At 63.1% G+C, this 15,284-nt stretch carries 5 protein-coding genes; 4 read left to right on the top strand and 1 reads right to left on the bottom strand.

Translation table 11 applies throughout. The annotated features are described in order from the left end of the window. Window positions 1-113: 113 nt before the first annotated feature. A complete protein-coding gene (locus tag FHW68_RS04250) occupies window positions 114-1,937 on the bottom strand; it encodes a glycoside hydrolase family 15 protein (RefSeq protein WP_183678970.1) in 1,824 nt (607 codons plus the stop codon). Between the two features lie 165 nt (window positions 1,938-2,102). Here FHW68_RS04250 and FHW68_RS04245 point away from each other — a divergent pair, with 165 nt between their 5' ends. From FHW68_RS04245 to FHW68_RS04230, 4 genes are all read left to right on the top strand, one after another. Next, entirely contained in the window at window positions 2,103-2,843 is a 741-nt protein-coding gene (locus FHW68_RS04245) for a thioesterase II family protein (protein WP_183678968.1), read from the top strand. Window positions 2,844-2,883: 40 nt separating this feature from the next. Then, on the top strand, window positions 2,884-3,867 hold the full coding sequence (locus FHW68_RS04240; protein WP_183678966.1) for a TauD/TfdA family dioxygenase: 984 nt from the start codon (window positions 2,884-2,886) through the stop codon (window positions 3,865-3,867). A gap of 177 nt (window positions 3,868-4,044) precedes the next feature. After that, window positions 4,045-7,452, top strand: a complete 3,408-nt coding sequence (locus FHW68_RS04235; RefSeq protein ID WP_183678964.1) for a non-ribosomal peptide synthetase — start codon at window positions 4,045-4,047, stop codon at window positions 7,450-7,452. Beyond that, window positions 7,449-15,272: a non-ribosomal peptide synthetase gene (locus tag FHW68_RS04230; protein WP_183678962.1), complete on the top strand. Its 7,824-nt coding sequence runs from the start codon at window positions 7,449-7,451 to the stop codon at window positions 15,270-15,272. Before FHW68_RS04235 ends, FHW68_RS04230 begins: the two co-directional genes overlap by 4 nt. The last annotated feature ends 12 nt before the right edge of the window (window positions 15,273-15,284 follow it).

Below are 15,284 nucleotides of genomic sequence, written 5' to 3'. Positions count from 1 at the left end.
CGTCGTAAAAGGGGATATTTCCGACGAGTTTTGGCGGCAGTGAGCCTTGTATCAGGGATGATGGCCTTTTCGCGGGCAAGCCTCGCTCCTACAGGTTCAGCGCAACCCGGTCTTCAGGGCTGCCAGAAGTTTTTCTCCCCGCTCAACTTCCTGTTCAGAAAACTCGCCGCGCTGATCAGCGCCAGGTGCGTCAGCGCTTGTGGCGTGTTACCCAGATGCCGGGCATGGCTGTCGAATTCTTCGGCATACAGCCCCAGCGGGTTGGCGTACTTCAGCAATTGCTCGAACTCCAGGTGGGCCTTTTCCACCTGGCCGGCACGGGCCAGGCATTCGACGTACCAGAACGAGCACGCAGCGAAGGCCCCTTCGGTGCCGGGCAGGCCGTCGATCCGGCCATCGTCGTTGCGGTAGCGGTAGACCATGCCGGCGCGCACCAGGGTTTTCTCGATGGCTTCGAGGGTCGCGATCCAGCGCGGATCCTTGGCACTGACAAAACGCACCAGCGGCATCAGCAGCATCGAGCCGTCGAGGCCGGTGCCGCCGATGTGCTGGACGAAATGTCCGCGTTCTTCATTCCAGAAGTTGCTCCAGATGTCGGTGTAGATCGCTTGACGGGTCTGGTCCCAGCGGGCGAACGGGGCGGGCAGCGAGCGTTTAGAGGCCAGCCGGATGGCCCGGTCCACGGCCACCCAGCACATCAGTCGCGAGTGCAGGAAATGATACGGCTCGCCGCGCATTTCCCAGATGCCGACATCTTTTTGCTGCCAGGTTTCACAGACTTGATCGACCACTTCCACGGTGTGTTTCCAGCCTTCATGGGAAATTGCTTCACCGTGCTTGTTGACCAGGTACACCGCGTCCAGCAGCTCGCCGAAGATGTCGAGCTGGATTTGATCGTAGGCTTGATTACCGATACGCACCGGTGTCGCGCCGCAGTGACCGGCCAAGTGTGGCAGTTCAACTTCCGGCAGTTCCTGATGGCCATCGATGGCGTAGAGGATGTTGAGCTTCATGGTCTTGCCGTGACAATCCCTGACCCGACCGCGCAACCAGCGCGTATAGGCGTTGGCTTCCTCGACGAAGCCCAGGCGCATGAAGGCATAGACGGTGAACGAGGCGTCGCGGATCCAGGTGTAGCGGTAGTCCCAGTTGCGTTCGCCGCCGGGTGTTTCCGGCAGGCCGAAGGTGGCGGCGGCGAGGATGGCGCCGTGTTTGCGCGAGGTCAGCAGCTTAAGGGTCAGGGCCGAGCGATTGACCATTTCTCGCCAGCGCCCGTGATAATTGGACTGGCCGATCCAGTCACGCCAGAATTTCAAGGTGCGTTCCAGGCACAGCGCGGCAGCCCCTTCCTTGAAGCGCGCATCGTCAACGCCGCCGAGCAGGAACTCGGCGCTCTGGTCCTGTTCGAGGCTGAATTGGGCGACGGCCGCATGGCCCTCGACGCGCAAGGACTGATCCGAGCACAGCTGCATGGCTGGCTGGCCGGGAGCCTCGAAATACACACTCCGATCACGTGCGCGGGCCTTGGTCGGAGCCCGGGCATAATCATGCCGCACGGCGCAACGCATGCCGATGGTCGCTTGTCCGCTGACCACGCGCACCCGGCGCATCAGCATCGGCCAATCGTCTTCGCTGTCACCGATGGGCAGCAGGTCGGTGACTTCGACCACCGCGTGATCGCTGAGCCAGCGGGTTTGCAGGACGTTGGTGTCGGGCAGGTAGATTTGCTCACGGCGAGCGTCGGGCAGGTCCGGGGCGAGCTGGAAAATGCCGGCTTCGGGAGTGTCCAGCAGCGCGCAGAAAATCGATGGACTGTCGAATTCCGGCCAGCAGAAAAAGTCCACGCTGCCCTTGTCGTTGACCAGCGCGGCGCTGCGCATGTCGCCAATGATGCCGTGGGCGTCGATGGCGCTTTGTCGTTCGAACGGATCAACCATTGCCGCCGTGCTCCGGGGATGAGGATCTAACTAGCTGACCGGTTTTAGCCACAGAGAGTTCATTTGCCGGCAAACTGCCCCGCAGGTAGCTTATCCATCCAACAGACTAATTCTGATCACAACTCATCCGTTCTCCTAAACAGATAACCAATCGAGGTAAGTGCGGTGACAAAGCTGACACTGCTGTGCCTGCCCTATTCGGGCGCCAGCGCCATGGTCTATAGCCGCTGGCGGCGCCAGTTGCCGCCGTGGCTGCACTTGCAGCCGGTGGAGTTGCCGGGGCGGGGCGTTCGTTATGACGAACCCTTGCAGACCGACATGCGCGCCCTGGCCCTGCAGTTGGCCAGGGAACACAAGCCGTCCCTGCATGGCCCCTATGCCTTGTTCGGTCACAGCCTGGGGGCGTTGCTGGCCTGCGAGATGGCCCACGCCTTTCGTGCCCTCGGCGTTGCGGAGCCGGTGGCGCTGTTTGCTTCGGGCACGGCCGCTCCGACGATGCGCAGTGACTATGACCGTGGCTTCGCCGAACCGCAGAGTGACGAACAGTTGATCGAGCAACTGCGCACCTTCCAGGGCACCAGCGAGGAAGTGTTGGCCAATCAGGAGTTGATGAGCCTGATGCTGCCGATCCTGCGCGCCGACTTCATGCTTTGCGGGCGCTTCCGACCGATGCAGCGTCCGCTGCTCAAGTGCCCCGTGCACGTGCTCGGCGGCAAGGAAGACAGGGCGACCACCGAGCAATTGATCGGCTGGAGCCAGGAAACCCTGGGCAGTTTCTCGGTGGACATGCTGACCGGCGGGCATTTCTTCATTCATGAGCATGAAGCCAAGGTGCTGCGGATTATCAAGAATCATCTGGAAGTCCATCACCGACGTCATGCGCAACTGGCCGCGCCGGTTTTTTAGCGCGCGGTTCGCTTTATCGAGTGTTAACAGGAGGCCCGTCATGGGTGTTGCCGTGGGTTTTGCCGTTCGGCCGTTGCTGCCGGCGCGGGGTCGCTTGCCGCTGTTGGTGGAGGCGACCGAGCCGAATACCAGCCTGTTGGCGGTGTTCGATGAATTGAATGAGTTGGTGGATGAGCATTTGCTGCGTGATGGCGGCATTCTGTTTCGCGGGTTCCGGCTCGATGGCGCCGAGCAGTTCCGCCAATTCGCCGCCGGCTTCGGCCATCCGCTGCTCAATTACGAGTTTGGTTCGACGCCGCGCACCAATGTCACCCAAGGGGTTTATACCTCCACCGAATACCCGGCGCATCAGAGCATTCCGTTGCACAACGAGCAGGCCTATTCCCGGGACTGGCCGATGAAAATCTGGTTCTACAGCATGATCGCCGCCACCTCGGGCGGTGAAACGCCGATTGCCGACAGCCGGGAAGTCTATCGGCGCATGCCTGTCGCGATCCGCGAGCGCTTCATCAGCAAAGGCCTGATGTACGTGCGCAATTTCGGCAACGGGCTGGACGTGGCCTGGGAGCAAGTGTTCAACACCGAAGACCGTGAAGTGGCCGAGGCCTACTGCAAGGCCCACGGCATCATTTGCGAGTGGAAGGACGACGGAGAATTGCGCACTCGCCAGACGTGCCAGGCGGTGGCGTGTCATCCGGTGACCGGCGACCGGGTCTGGTTCAATCAGGCGCACCTGTTCCACATATCCAACCTTCAACCGGAGGTGCGCGAAACCTTGCTGGACATCGTCGATGAAGAAGACCTGCCGCGTAACGTCTACTACGGCGACGGCTCGCCCATCGAGGATGAAGTGCTCAATGAAATTCGTGCGGTGCTCGATGACTGCGCCATCAGTTTTCCCTGGCAGGAGGGCGATGTGCTGATGCTCGACAACATGCTCTCGGCCCACGCCCGCGCGCCGTTCGAAGGCAAGCGCAAGGTGATTGTCGCGATGGCTGAAGGGCACTCCCAGGACGCGCGCTGATCTGAACAGTCCTTGACGCGCCTGTCGCCGAAGCCGGTCTTGCACCGGCTTCGGCGTTTTTGTGTTCTCTCAAGAGAGCCCGGGTATCTGTACCGCTAAATCATCGCGCTAGCCATTCGTTCTTGTTGATACGACCGGGCCTCCTGGTCACGCCGCCGATCAGCAAGGACCCCATGCATGAATGCCGCAGACGCACAGAAACTCGCCCGTCGTTTTATCGAACTGCCGCAGGACAAGCGCCGCTTGTTTCTGGCCGGCATGGCCCGCGAAGGCATCGATTTTGCGCAGCTTCCCATGACCTGTTGTGTCGGGGTCGATGAGCGTGACGGCCTGTCCTATGCCCAGCAGCGGATGTGGTTTCTCTGGCAGCTGGACCCGCAGAGCGCGGCCTATAACCTGCCAATGGCGGTACGCCTGAGCGGTGCGTTGCAAATCGATGCGCTGGAGCGCGCGTTCAGTGTGTTGGTGGCGCGCCATGAGTGCTTGCGCACCACCTTCGGCCAGAAGGGCGAGCGTGCATTCCAGCGGGTGGCCGAACCCCGTGACCTGACGCTGGCGATCAATGACCTGTGTGCCTTGCCTGAAGAGCGGCGCTGGCCGCAGGCGCAACAGCACATGATGGCTGAAGCCACTCAGGCCTTCGACTTGCAACAGGGGCCGCTGCTGAGCCTTCGCCTGTTGCGTCTGGCCGAGCAGGAACATGTGTTGCTGCTGACGCTGCACCACATCATTGCCGATGGCTGGTCGATGAACATTCTGATCGACGAGTTCATGCGCACCTACGATGGGCTGGTCGCGGGGCGGCAACCGGCCTTGCCGGAACTGACCGTGCACTACCGCGACTATGCGCTGTGGCAGCGCAGTTGGCTGGAAGCGGGGGAGCGCGAGCGCCAGCTCGATTATTGGCGCACGCAGTTGGGGGAAGAGCACCCGATCCTCGAATTGCCCACTGACCGTGCCTATCCGGCCCACTCCAGCCACCAGGGCGCGCGCCTGGAAAAAGTCATCGACGGTGCTCTGCGCCAGAACCTGAAAACCCTCGCCCAGCGCCAGGGCGTGACGCTGTTCGTGGTGCTGCTGGCGGCTTTCAAAACCTTGCTGCATCGCTACAGCGGCCAGACCGATATTCGCGTCGGCGGCTTGATCGCCAACCGCACCCGCAGTGAAACCGAAGGCCTGATCGGCTTCTTCGTCAATACCCAGATCCTGCGCAGCGAGGTCACCCCGCAGACCCGTTTCAGCGACCTGTTGCAAAGCCTGCGTCAAGCAGCGCTGGGCGCCCAGGCTCATCAGGAGTTGCCATTCGACGCCTTGATCGAAGCCCTGCAACCGGCCCGCAGCCAAAGCCACAATCCGTTGTTTCAGGTGATGTTCAATCACCAGCCACTGGTGACCGATCTGCAGGACGTGCGCCTTGATTGCGGTTTGCAGGTCGGCTATCTGAGCGAGCAGCAACTGGCCGGCAGCGGGCGTCAACATGCGGCCACCAGCGACCTGATGCTCGACACCCGAGAGGAGGGCGAGCAACTGTTCGCCGCGTTCACTTACGCCACCGACCTCTTCGATGCACAAACCATCGCCGCATTGGCCGAGCATTGGCACAACGTGCTGGTGTCGGTCTGCCGTGATCCGCAACAACCCCTGGGCGAGGTGGCGATGCTCGGCACGGATGAGCGCGAGCGCTTGATTCAAGCCGTCGCCACTCCGGCGCTGCTGCCCGGCATGCCGCAACTGTTCGAGGCCCAGGCGGCGCGCATTCCCGAGGCCAGCGCCGTGATCCTCGTGGGCAATCAGTCGCCCTCGCTCAGCTATGCCCAATTGAATGTTCGCAGCAATCGTCTGGCCCATCAGTTACGCGCCAAGGGTGTCGGTCCCGATGTGCTGGTCGGTGTGGCGTTGGGGCGTTCGCTGGAACTGGCGGTGGCGTTGCTGGCCGTGCTCAAGGCTGGCGGCGCCTATGTGCCGCTGGACCCGCACACCCCGACCGAACGCCTGCGCCATGTGCTGGATGACAGTGGACTGAAACTGTTGCTGACCGAGAGCCCGCTGCTGAGCAGTTTGCCGGGGCTCGATGGCATCGATTGCCTGTGTCTGGACCGACTGCCGGACAGCGATGCGGCGAGTGAAAACAATCTGCAAGTGACGGTAGATCCGCAGAACCTCGCCTACGTGATCTACACCTCCGGCTCCACCGGCCGGCCGAAGGGCGTGGCCGTCAGCCACGGCGCGCTGAGTGAATTCATCGCCCGGGCGATCGACTACAGCGATTTGCGCGAAGGCGATCGCGTCCTGCAATTCGCCACCAGCAGTTTTGACGGTTTCGTCGAGCAATTCTTCCCGCCGCTGTGCCATGGCGCCTGTGTGGTCCTGCGCGATGCGGGCCTGTGGGACAGTGCGACCTTGCATCAGGTGATCGTCGAACAGGGCATTACCCTGGCGGATTTGCCGGCCGCTTACTGGTACTCGGTGGTGCAGGATTACGCGGCCAACCCGCCTGCCCATTTTGGCGTCTTGCGCCAGATTCACGTGGGTGGCGAGGCGATGGCGGTGGACGGGCTGCGCCTGTGGCAACGCGTCGGATTGGGTCATGTGCGTTTGCTCAACACTTATGGCCCGACCGAGGCGACGGTGGTTTCGACTCTCCACGATTGCAGCGCATTGACCGCCGAGGCGGTGTCGTGGCGTGGCATTCCGATCGGTCACGGTCTGGAACAACGCCGGCTGTACGTGCTTGACGATGATTTGAATCTGCTGCCTCAAGGCGCGGTGGGCGAGTTGTACATCGGCGGGCCGGGTCTGGCCCGTGGTTATCACCGGCAACCGACGCTCAGCGCCCAACGGTTTATCGCCGATCCGTTCGCGGTCGGCGAGCGCCTGTACCGCACCGGCGACCGTGCCCGGCTGCGCGACGACGGCGCGGTGGAGTACATCGGCCGCGTCGATCACCAAGTGAAAATTCGCGGCTTCCGCATCGAGTTAGGGGAAATCGAGTCGCGGTTGCAGCAATGTCCGGGAATTCGTGAGGCGGTGGTGCTGGCCTTGCCCCTGGTCGGCGGGCCTCAACTGGTGGCGTATCTGGTGGTCGATCAGGGCGTGCTCGACAGCGCGGCGGAGCAGGCGATTGTGCGTCAGCAAACCAGAACTTCGCTACAGAACAACCTGCCGGACTACATGGTGCCCGGCCACTGGCTGCTGTTGCCGCGCCTGCCCCTGACCCCCAGCGGCAAACTCGACCGCAAGGCCCTGCCGATTCCCGATCCAAGCCAATTGCAGAGCAGCTATCGCGCCCCGCAAACCGCCACCGAACAGGCGTTGGCGCAGATCTGGATCGAGGTGCTGCAAGTGCCACGGGTCGGTGTCGATGACCATTTCTTCGAGTTGGGCGGGCATTCGTTGCTGGCCGCTCAAGTGATCGCGCGGATCAAAAGCCAGTTGGGCGTGGTGCTGCCGTTGCGCAGCCTGTTCGAGACACCGCTGCTGGGCGATCTGGCCCTGGAGCTGGCCGCGCTGGCCGGCGGTGCCAGCGATAACGACTGGTCCGACATGGATCAGTTCATGAATTCTTTGGAGGGAGTTGAAGTATGAGCGGCAATAGGGCGGAGCGTATCGCTAAAAGATTCGTCGGTTTGCCGCTGGAGCAACGTCGACTGTTTCTCGCCAGACTGCGCGAGGAGGGCAAGGACTTCAGCCTGCTGCCGCTGCCGGTCAGTCGTCATGACTGCGCGGTGATCCCGCTCTCGTTTGCCCAGCAGCGCTTGCTGTTTCTCTGGCAGCTCGACCCGCAGAGCGCCGCGTACAACATGGCCGCCGGCCTGCGCTTGCACGGGCAGCTGAACGAGGCCGCGCTGTTGCGTTCCTTCGATCATCTGGTGGCGCGCCATGAAGTGTTGCGCACGGTGTTCCAGACCGACAATGACTCGCCGAGCCAGATCATCCTCGACCAACAAAGCGTGCCACTGCAGCGCGTCGATCTGTCGACCGTCGCCGTGCAAGAACGTGAAGCCGAGCTGGCGCGGCAGGTTCAGGAGGCGGCCGCGCAACCGTTCGATTTGCTCCACGGGCCATTGCTGCGGGCCAGCCTGTTCCGTCTGGCGGACGATGAACATGTGCTGATCGTGAGCATGCACCACATCGTCTCCGATGGCTGGTCGATGGACGTCATGGTCAAGGAATTCGTGCAGTGCTATCAGGCCTTCAGCCTGGAGCGCGCACCGCAGTTGCCGGCGTTGCCGTTGCAGTACGCCGACTACGCGATCTGGCAGCGCCGCTGGCTGGAGGCCGGCGAGGGCGAGCGGCAACTCGATTACTGGCGTCAGCAGTTGGGCGAAGAGCATCCGCTATTGGACGTGGCGGCGGATTTCCCCCGGCCGCTGACCCAGAGTTTCGAAGGCCAGACCCTGAGCTTTGATTTCGGTGCGGACCTGTCCCGGCAGTTGAATGGTTTTGCCCGGACTCAAGGCATCAGCTTGTTCATGCTGGTGCTGGCCGGGTTTTCGCTGTTCCTGTCACGTCTTGGCGGCGAGCGCGATATCCGCGTCGGCGTGCCCAACGCCAACCGTGGGCGCTCCGAGGTCGAAGGGCTGATCGGTTTCTTCGTCAACACTCAAGTATTGCGTTGCCAGGTCGATGAGCGCGGCAGTTTCGTCGATTTGCTGGCCCGGGTCCGGGAGGTATCGTTTGGTGCCCAGGCCCATCAAGAGCTGCCGTTCGAGCAACTGGTGGATGAACTGGTGCCCGAGCGAACCCTGGGGCATAACCCGTTGTTCCAGGCCAAGTTCAACCAGAACGTCGGCATGCAGACCCAGCGTGCGATGAACCTGCCGGGCCTGAGCGTCACCGAGTATCCACTGGACAAAGCAGGCACGCACTTCGATCTGGCGCTGGACATCACCGATGACGGCACGCTGATCCACGGGCAACTGACCTACGCCAGCGACCTGTACCGCCACTCGACCATCGAGGGGTTCATTCCGACGCTGCTCGGCCTGTTCCGCGCATTGCTCAGCGCCCCGCAGGCGCCGCTGCACAGTCTTGCAACCACATCTGTGCAACCGGTGCTGGCGCCACGGCAGCCGGCGGAGTCGGTGTTGCAGCAATGGGATCGTCAGGTGGTCGCGCAGCCTGAAGCGCTGGCCGCTCGCTGTCTTGAACGGACGTTGAGTTTCCAGACGCTGGATCAGGACGCCAATCGCCTGGCCCACTACCTGCGTGCGCAAGGTGTGCAAAACGGGCAACCCGTGGCGGTGCTGATGGAGCGCTCCCTGGAATGGCTGACCTGTGTGTTAGGGGTGATCAAGGCCGGGGCGGTGTACATGCCGCTGGACCTCAAGGCGCCGGCCGCGCGATTGCAGCAGATGCTCGCAGGCGCGCAGGCGAAAGTCCTGTTGTGTGCCGCAGGCGATGCGCGGGAAAGCAGTCTGGCGGTCGCCGGTTGCCAGGGGCTGGCCTTCGCCCCCGAACGCTGGCAGGACCAGCCGGCGACGAAGCCTTCGCTGTCGGTGTCGGCGGATGCCGCGGCCTATGTGATTCACACCTCCGGTTCCACCGGCCAACCCAAAGGCGTGCTGGTGAGCCACGGCGCCCTGGCCAGTTACGTGCGCGGTGCGCTGGAACGTCTGGCGCTGGAGCCGGCAGCGAGCATGGCGCTGGTGTCGACCATTGCCGCGGACCTGGGATTTACCGTGCTGTTCGGCGCCCTGTGTTCCGGGCGTTTGTTGCATGTATTGCCGGAGGAATTGGGCTTCGACCCGGACCGGTTTGCCGATTACATGGCTGAGCACCAAGTGGGCGCGTTGAAGATCGTGCCGGGGCATTTAGCGGCGTTGATGCAAGCGTCCCGGGCCGCCGACGTGTTGCCGCAACACGCACTGATCGTGGGTGGCGAAGCCTGCTCGCCGGCATTGCTCGAACAGGTGCGGCGCCTCAAGCCGGGCTGCCGGTTCATCAACCATTATGGCCCGAGTGAAACCACGGTGGGCGTGCTGACCCATGAGCTCAAGGATCTCGACTCGGGTGCCCGCAGCGTGCCGGTCGGCCGGCCGTTGTCGGGTGCGCATGTCTACGTGCTGGACGACGTGCTCAACGCGGTCGCCGATCAGGTGGCGGGCGAGCTGTACATCGGCGGCGACAGCGTGGCGCTGGGTTATCTGGGGCAGCCGGGGCTGACCGCCGAACGCTTCCTGCCGGATCCGTTTGGCGCCGTCGGCGCGCGGGTGTACCGCAGCGGTGACCGCGTGCGCCGCAACCGTCAGGGCGCGCTGGAGTTCATCGGTCGCGCCGATGACCAGGTCAAGGTGCGCGGCTATCGGGTGGAGCCGGCGGAAGTCGCCCGGGTAGTGCTGGGCTTGAACGGCGTAAGCGAGGCCGCAGTATTGGCCTTGCCACTGGACGGTGATGAAACGCGCCTGCAACTGGTGGCGTACTGCGTGGCCGCACCCGACCTGTCGTTGAATGTCGACGACCTGTGCCAGCAGTTACAGGCCTGCCTGCCGGAGTACATGGTGCCGGCGCAGATCGTGGTGCTGGAGCGCCTGCCGCTGACCGCCAACGGCAAACTGGACAAGCGTGCCTTGCCGGCGCCGGGGTTGGTCACGCAGCAATTTGTTGCCCCGGTGGGCGAGGTCGAACAGAAGCTTGCCGCGATCTGGGCCGATGTCCTGAAGCTTGAACAGGTGGGCAGCACCGACAACTTCTTCGAGCTGGGCGGCGATTCGATCCTTAGCCTGCAAATCATTGCCCGGGCCAAACGCCAGGGCATCAAGCTGAGCCCCAAGCAACTGTTCGAGAAGCAAACCATCGGCCAGTTGGCGGCGGTGGCCAAACTGATCGAGAGCAAACCGGCCGCCAGCGTCGTGCAGAAGGTCAGCGGCGAGCTGCCGTTGTTGCCGATCCAGGCCCGCTTCTTCCAGACCGACATTCCCCAGCGTCATCACTGGAACCAGTCGGTGATGCTGCAACCGCAAATCCCCCTCGACGCGATGCATCTCAGCAACGCATTGGCCGCCCTGATCGAGCAGCACGATGCGCTGAACCTGAGTTTCCAGGCGTCGGGCGAGACTTGGCAAGCGACGTTCCAGACGCAGCGCCACACAGACCTGTTGTGGGTGCGGGCGCTGGACGACCTGGCCGATTTGCCCGCGCTGGCCACCGAAGCCCAGCGCAGTCTCGATCTGCAACAGGGCCGGCTGGTGCGCGCGGTGCTGGTGAACCTGCCTGACGCGACACAACGTTTGCTGCTGGTGATCCATCACCTGGTGGTGGATGGCGTGTCCTGGCGGGTGCTGCTGGAAGATTTGCAGCAAGCCTATACCGCATTGACGGCAGGCAAGGCGATGGTCCTGCCGGGCAAAAGCAGCTCGCTCCAGGCCTGGGCGCAACACCTGCACCGTTACGGGCAAAGCGATGCCTTGAACGCCGAGCGCGATTACTGGCAGCGCACGCTGGAGGGCGGTAACAGCGACTTGCCGAGGGATTTTCCCGAGACCGTCCAGACTCGTCGCCAAGCCGCTCGGGCCACTTCTCGCCTGAACAAGACACTGACCCATGCGCTGCTCAAAGTGGCGCCGGCCGCCTATCGCACCCAGATCAACGACTTGCTGCTGACCGCCCTGGCGCGGGTGTTGTGCGACTGGAGCAAACAGGAATCGGTGCTGATCCAGCTCGAAGGCCACGGTCGCGAAGACCTGTTCGACGACCTCGATTTGAGTCGCACCGTCGGTTGGTTCAGTAGCCTGTTTCCGGTGCGTCTGACCCCACAGGCAGAGCCGGGCACTTCGCTGTGCGCAATCAAGGAACAACTGCGAGCCGTGCCGGGCAAAGGCATCGGCTACGGCGTGCTGCGCTACCTCGCGGGCTTCGAACCGCTGCGTGATCTGCCGCAACCGCGCATCACCTTCAACTACCTGGGCCAATTCGACGGTGCGTTCAGTGTCGCTGACGGCGCACTGTTGGTGCCGGCCGCCGAAAGCACTGGCGAGCATCAGGACGATGATGCGCCCTTGGGCAACTGGCTGAGCGTCGATGGTCAGGTCTACGGCGGCGAGCTGGAATTGAGCTGGACGTTCGGCCAAGGCATGTACCGCCCGCACACCATTCAGGCGCTGGCCGATGCTTATTGCCATGAGTTGGAACGGCTGATCGAACATTGCACTGGCGGTGAGCATGCCGGGGTCACGCCGTCGGACTTCAATCTGGTGCGCCTGACGCAAGCGCAACTGTCGGCGCTGCCGGTACCGGCACGGGAGATCAGCGATCTCTATCCGTTATCGTCAATGCAACAGGGCATCCTGTTCCATAGCCTCAACGAGCCGGACGGCCCGGCCTACACCAACCAGTTGCGGGTCGATGTGCAGCAGTTGGACACCGAGCGTTTCCGCCAGGCCTGGCAACAGACGCTGGAGGCCCATGAGATTCTGCGCACCGTATTCGTCTGGCCCGAGGACGCCGATGCGCCGGTGCAGATTGTAAGGCAGACGGTGCAGATGCCCATGACCGTGCAGGACTGGCGCGGTCGTGATGACCTTCACGCAGCGCTCGATCAGTTGGCCCGAGAGGATCTGGCCGCCGGTTTCGAACTGAACCAGGCGCCGCTGTTGCGTGTGTTGCTGGTGCGAACCGCTGAAGCGCAGCATCACTTGATCTACACCAGCCATCACATCTTGATGGATGGCTGGAGCACCTCGCAGTTGTTCGGCGAGGTGTTGCAACGCTATGCCGGCATGACCCCGGCGGCGACTCCGGGGCGCTATCGCGATTACATTGAATGGCTGGGGCAGCGCGACGTTCAGGCCAGTCGCGCGTTCTGGACATCGGCGTTGGTTGACCTACAAGAGCCGACCCACCTGGCCAGCGCCATGCCGGTCAGCCAGGCGCCGGCCAGCGGTTATGCCGATTACCGGCATGTGTTCAGCGAACAGCAGACCGGCGATCTGAACCGCTTCGCCCGCGAACAGAAAGTCACCCTCAATAGCCTGATGCAAGCCGCGTGGCTGGTGCTGTTGCAGCGCTATACCGGCCAGGACACGGTGGCTTTCGGCGCGACGGTGGCCGGTCGGCCAACGGACTTGCCCGGTGTTGAGCAGCAAATCGGCCTGTTCATCAATACCTTGCCGGTGGTGGCTGCGCCGTCCGCCGAGATCCCGGTCGGCCAATGGATTCAGCAAGTGCAGCGCCTCAACCTGGCCCTGCGCGAACATGAGCACACGCCGCTCTACGATATCCAGCGCTGGGCGGGGCAGGGCGCGCTGTTCGACAGTATTCTGGTGTTCGAGAACTACCCCATGGCCGAAGCGCTGGCCCAAGGCTCGGCCACCGGTCTCGAGTTCTCCACCCTCTCGCGTCAAGAGCAAACGAACTATCCGTTGACGCTGGTGGCGGTTACCGGTCGTGAGTTGACCCTGGGCTTGAGCTTCGATCAGGCCTGTTTCGATCACTCCACCATCGCCGACCTGAGCACCCAGATCGAAGGCCTGATGATGCAATTCATGGCGGTTGCTTCGCAGCCTCTGGGCGCGTTGCAACTGCTGGACGGCGCACCGCGCCAAGTGGCGGTCGACTGGGGCAAGGCTGCGATCACGGCGCTGGATTCGCGCAACGTGGTCGAGCGGATCGATGCGCAGGTACAACGCCGACCGCAGGCCGCGGCGGTGTTGTTTGCCGAGCAGACTCTCGATTACCACACCCTGGACGCCCGGGCCAATCGATTGGCGCACAAACTGCAAACGCTGGGCGTGGGGCCGGAAGTGCGGGTGGGCGTGTGCATGCGCCGCACCCCGGACATGCTGGTCGGGCTGCTGGCGATCCTCAAGGCCGGCGGTGCCTACGTGCCGCTGGACCCGGAGTATCCGCAAGAGCGCTTGCTGCACATGCTCGAAGACAGTTGCGCGGCAGTGCTGCTGACCGAAGCCGCGTTGCAGACGATGTTGCCCGAGGCGTTGCCGGCGCAAGTGCTGTTGGTCGAAGAGGGCGCCGAATGGCTTGCCGGGTATCCGTCCACGGCGCCTGTTTGCCGCATCGTGGCGCAGAACCTGGCCTACGTGATTTACACCTCCGGCTCCACCGGCAAGCCCAAAGGCGTGGCGATTACCCACGCTAACCTCGCGGCGCTGATCCAGTGGTCGCAGGGTGTTTACCGCGAAGAGCAACTGCGTGGCGTGCTGGCTTCGACCTCGATCTGCTTCGACCTGTCGGTGTGGGAGATTTTCGTCACGTTGGCCAGCGGCGGTTGCATGGTGCTGGCGGACAACGCCCTGGCGCTGTCCGAGTTGCCGGCCCGTGAGCGCGTGACGCTGATCAACACCGTGCCGTCGGCGATTGCCGCGCTGCAACGGGCCGGGCAGATTCCGGCGTCGGTCACCACCATCAATCTGGCCGGCGAGCCGCTCAAGCAGACGCTGGTCGATACGCTGTACGCCAGCACCTCGGTCAAGCAGGTCTATGACTTGTACGGGCCGTCGGAAGACACCACCTATTCGACCTTCACCCTGCGCACCGCCAATGGCCGGGCGAACATCGGGCGGCCGCTGGACAACACCGTGGCCTACCTGCTCGACAGCCAGTTGCAAGTGTTGCCGGCAGGGCTGACGGCCGAGTTATACCTGGCCGGTGCCGGTGTGACCCGAGGTTATCTGCTGCGTCCCGGCCTGACTGCTGAACGCTTCGTACCGGACCCATTCGCCATTAATGGTGAGCGGTTGTATCGCACCGGCGATCTGGTGCGACAGGGGCCAGACGACAGGATCGAGTACATCGGTCGTGCCGACCATCAGGTGAAGATTCGTGGTTTCCGCATTGAATTGAGCGAGATCGAAGCCCGATTGCTGGAACAGCCCGAGGTGCGCGAAACCGTGGTGCTGGCGCAGGAGGGCGCGGCGGGCAAGCATCTGCATGCCTACGTCGTAGCGAGCCAACCGGGCAATTTATCGTTGGGCGAAACCCTGCGGGCAGCCCTGGCCAGTCGTTTACCGGCGCACATGCTGCCGAGCCATCTGCACGTGATCGACGCGCTGCCGCTGACGCCCAATGGCAAGCTCGACCGCAAGGCCCTGATGGCGCTGGGCGGCCATCCGACGCCGCAGCGTTACGAAGCGCCGCGCACCGATCTGCAATGGGCGGTGGCGACCGTCTGGCAAGAGGTACTGGACGTCGAGCGCGTCGGCCTGACGGACAACTTCTTCCAGTTGGGCGGACATTCGTTGCTGGCGACGCTGGTGGTGACCCGGATCAAGGAACGGCTGGGTGACAAGGTGCCGCTCAAGGAATTGTTCGAAGCCGATACCCTGCAAACGTTCTGCACCCGCATCGAAGCGTTGCGCGTCGATTTATCACCGGTTCAGGACGAATTGGCTAAATCCCTGGAGGCCCTCAAACGTCTATCCCTCGATGATCTGGAAAAACTGATTTCTTGAGGGGAACAACGC

The organism is Pseudomonas sp. Tn43, from assembly GCF_014192635.1.
GTDB lineage: Bacteria > Pseudomonadota > Gammaproteobacteria > Pseudomonadales > Pseudomonadaceae > Aquipseudomonas.
This window is presented reverse-complemented; position numbering and strand designations above follow the sequence as displayed.